Genomic DNA, 3,077 nt, shown 5'->3' on the forward strand with positions numbered 1-3,077 from the left:
CGCGGGCGGTCGCTGGCGAACCCGCGTACCACATGGGCGCGAACGAATTCCGCCGCCACGTCGGGATCATCCATGTCCAGCGTCGAGGACGGCGTGCTGAACAACGAGAACAGGATGCGCGCGAACCATTCACCGGCGGCCTCGATGTCGAGGTCCTTGCGCACCTCGCCGGTGAGCCGGGCGGCCGACAGGTAGGGGGCGAAGAACTCGACGCATTCACGCAGCAGCACCGCGGCGTCCTTGGTCAGCAACAGGCTGATGGCGTCCTCGTCGAAGTACTTTTCCGAAGCGATGACCCGCCGCGCCTGGGTGACGAAAACCGCTGCCGAACACAGCTTGTCCTCCAGCGTGCCGCCACGGTCCATCGCCTTGGTCATCTCGCGGTAGAACCGCTGCGACGCGTGCTCGGCGCACGCCTCGACGATCGAGGCCTTGTCGGAGAAGTATTCGTAGATCGTGCTGCGGGATACGCCCGCGTGCTTGGCGATGTCGACGATGGTCGCCTTCTGCAATCCCTGCTTGCCGAAGCACGCGAACGCCGACTCCACGATGAGCTCGCGGGTGTCGGTCACCTGAGAAGCCTGCGCCGTCACGGGATCAACGCCCCCCGGGGCACCAGCCCGGCATCGGCCGAGGCGAACGCCGCGTTGACGTCGGCCAGATGAAACGGCTCGGGCATCAGCCGCTCGAACGGAAAACTGGTGTGCTGCAGGAACGACAGCCCGGTGGCCAGGGTGACGGGGTCATAGAGCATCACGCCGCGCACGGACTTGTTGCCGTAGACCAACGCGCTGGGGTCGAGCTCGAAGGTGCGTCCCATCCCGACGTTGCCGACCTCGAGCAGCGTGCCGCCGTTGTTGAGGAACCCGATTCCCTCCGGGATAACGCCCGGCACACCGACGACCTCGAGCACCCAGTCCGCCCCGATGCCGTCGGTGTGTTTGTGCACCCGCTCGGTGACCTCGGCCGCCGAGAGTGCGCTGGCGTCGATGCACACGGTGGCGCCGAAGTCGGCGGCGACGTCGAGCCGTTCGGCGATCTTGTCGATGACGATGACCGACGCCGCGCCCGCCGTCCGGGCGACGGCCGCGGCGTTGATGCCCAGCCCGCCGGCGCCCTGAATGACGACGGTATCCCCGAGGCGAACCTCGCGCAGCGCGAAAAGCACCTGCGCCAGAGCGCAATTCAACGGCGCTACCGCCTCGTCGGGCAGGTCGGCGGGAACCTTGTACAGCGGCTGCCGGCGGCTGGTGTAGTAGTACTCGCCGTAAGCGGCGACGAAGTGCGGTACCTGCTCATGGGTGCGGTACTCGCCGGCCATCAGGTTCTGGCAGGCATACGAGCGTCCGCGCGCGCACGCGTGACAGCTGCCGCAGAACCAAAAGTACGGCGCCACCACACGGTCGCCGACGGCGAGCGGCTTACCGGTCGCGTCGGTGGTCAGGCCCTCGCCGAGTTCGGCGATCTCGCCGACCATTTCGTGGCCCATGGCGAAGGGGCAGGGCAGCGGCAGCTCGCCGCGAAAGATGTGTAGGTCGGATCCGCAGATGCCGGCCATCCGCAGCCGCAGCGCCGCGGTGCCCGGCGCAGGTGTGGACAACGGGAATTCGGCCAGCTCGATGGGCCCGCCGTGGGCGGTCAGGATCGCGAGCCTGGGCATGGCGAGCCCCTCAGCCGGCCGGTGCGAGGATCAGGCCGCTGGTCGGCACCCCGGTTCCGGACGTGACCAGCACGTGTTCGACGTTGTCGACCTGGTTGTACGACGTGCCGCGCACCTGACGCACCCCCTCGGTGATGCCGTTCATGCCGTGGATGTACGCCTCGCCGAGCAGGCCGCCGTTGGTGTTGATCGGGAATTCTCCGCCCAGCGACAGCCGCTCGACCGTCGCGAAATCCTTGGCCTCGCCGCGCCCGCAGAACCCGAGCTCCTCGAGCTGGGCGAACACGAACGGCGTGAAATGGTCGTAGATGAAGGCGGTCTGGATGTCTTGGGGCTTGAGACCGGAGTCGCGCCACAGCTGACGGGCCACCACACCCATCTCCGGCAGGCCGGTGATCTCGTCGCGGTAATAGCTGGTCATCATCTCGCCGTCGCGGGCCGCGCCCTGGGCGGCCGCGGTGATGATGGCCGGCGGCTGGCGCAGGTCGCGGGCGCGTTCGGCGCTGGTGATCACCAGCGCGACGCCGCCGTCACTCTCCTGGCAGCAATCCAGCAGGCGCAGTACGGGTTCGACGATCCAGCGCGAATTCTGGTGGTCTTCCAGGGTGATCGGCCGCTGATAGAACCAGGCGTCGGGGTTGGTCGCCGCGTGGTTGCGGTCGACGACCGCGACCCTGCCGAAGTCGGAGTTGGTGACGCCGTAGGTCGACATGTAGCGCTGGGCGTGCATCGCTACCCAGGCCGCGGGGGTGAGCAGCCCGAACGGCGCGTAATGCGCCATGAACAATGGGGTTTCGGCCATGCTGCGTCCGCTGCCGCCAAACCGGAAGCCGGAGCGCTCGTTGAAGGCGCGCCAGCACACCACCACGTCGGCGACCCCGGTGGCGACCGCCATCGCCGCGTGCACGACGGTGCCGGCGGCCGCGCCGCCGCCGTGGTGCACGCGGGAAAAGAAGCTCAGGTCGCCGATGCCCACGTTGCGGGCGACGTCGATCTCATCGCTGGAGTCCATGGTGAACGTGACCATGCCGTCGACGTCACCGGGGGCCAGGCCGGCGTCGTCGAGGGCGGCGCTGACCGCCTCGCACGCCAATTGCAGCTCGCTGCGCCCGGATTCCTTGGAGAACTCCGTCTGTCCGATCCCGACGATGGCGCAGCTTCCGGGAAGGCTGCCCGGACCCGTCCGGCTCATGCGGCCACCCCGTCGAGCAGGCTGAGCACCGCCGTGCCGGACACGTGATCGCCCAGGCTGTTGGAACCCTTGAACGTCACCTCGACGAAGTTCTCGGCCGGCGGCGTCCCAGTAGGGCCTTGAGTCTTGCCGGTGACGCTGCCGGTGAACCGCAGCGGATCATCCGGAAAGCACGGCACCCCCAGGCGGATCGACAGGTTCTTCACCATCGCTTCGGGGCCGGCC

General features: G+C 68.3%; 3 protein-coding genes and 1 pseudogene. All 4 read right to left on the minus strand.

The window, feature by feature from the left end:
- On the minus strand, positions 1-593 hold a 593-nt coding region (locus A9W96_RS23230), incomplete at its 3' end, for a TetR/AcrR family transcriptional regulator (RefSeq protein WP_067143372.1).
- The gene (locus A9W96_RS23235) at positions 590-1,660 is read right to left on the minus strand and encodes a zinc-binding dehydrogenase (protein WP_066877725.1); all 1,071 of its coding nucleotides are present in this window, start codon (positions 1,658-1,660) and stop codon (positions 590-592) included. The genes A9W96_RS23235 and A9W96_RS23230, both read right to left, overlap by 4 nt.
- A 10-nt stretch (positions 1,661-1,670) precedes the next feature.
- Positions 1,671-2,852 carry a lipid-transfer protein gene (locus A9W96_RS23240; RefSeq protein ID WP_067143375.1) on the minus strand — a complete coding sequence of 394 codons (1,182 nt, stop codon included), beginning with the start codon at positions 2,850-2,852 and terminating at the stop codon, positions 1,671-1,673.
- Positions 2,849-3,077 (minus strand): annotated as a pseudogene (locus A9W96_RS23245) (acyl dehydratase); the annotation flags it as partial. The pseudogene A9W96_RS23245 and the gene A9W96_RS23240, both read right to left, overlap by 4 nt.

Source organism: Mycobacterium sp. 1245852.3, from assembly GCF_001669335.1.
GTDB lineage: Bacteria > Actinomycetota > Actinomycetes > Mycobacteriales > Mycobacteriaceae > Mycobacterium > Mycobacterium europaeum_A.